General features: G+C 58.0%; 1 pseudogene. It reads right to left on the minus strand.

Annotation, left to right across the window (positions count from 1 at the left end):
- Nucleotides 1–322: 322 nt before the first annotated feature.
- A pseudogene (locus OKA11_RS24485) lies at nucleotides 323–616 on the minus strand (alginate export family protein); the annotation flags it as partial.

The raw sequence follows: 616 nt of genomic DNA on the forward strand, positions 1-616 counted from the left end.
CTGTCCGGTTCGGAGCCGGGATGCGTGGATAGCTGACGGTCGTTCGGAGTCGGCAACCGACCAGACTCAGTCGTTCACAACTGCTCCCTATAAGGTCTGGGTATGCCGAAAGCGGCCGATCATTCCGGTCCAAGCGGACCATCAGCATCGCGCCCCATCATCGGTCGTCAGCAATCTATCGAGAACGCCCGAACTTTGCGAGACAGCTTGGCGGGCTCAGCCCGATGAAGATGGGCAATATGCCTACGCTACAGCGCTACGATAGCGTCCGCCATGCGATCCACTCACATTGCCCGGCTCCCAGAACAAAATTCTAAGTCGCTTAGAAAACGGCGGTGAGATTGAATGACCCATAGCGCGTCCATCCCTTTGCCGGTGCGTTGGGCGCTTCACGGAGCAAACGCCCCTTCGCCAGCAAAAGCCCATCAAATTCGAAACGTAGTCGATCAGGAACAAGCCAGTAACGAAGCCGCACTTCAACTTGATTCCCGGCAAAGCTTCCCGACAGCCCGCCGGCATCGCGGACGCCGGTCGTAGAAAAACTGTCTTCACGCGCGTCAGCCCACATCGCGCGATAAACGACTAACCAGTCGAGCCGCTTGTTCGGTGTCGCCTC

It is taken from the genome of Novosphingobium clariflavum (assembly GCF_026420865.1).
In the GTDB taxonomy this organism is placed as follows: Bacteria; Pseudomonadota; Alphaproteobacteria; order Sphingomonadales; family Sphingomonadaceae; genus Novosphingobium; species Novosphingobium clariflavum.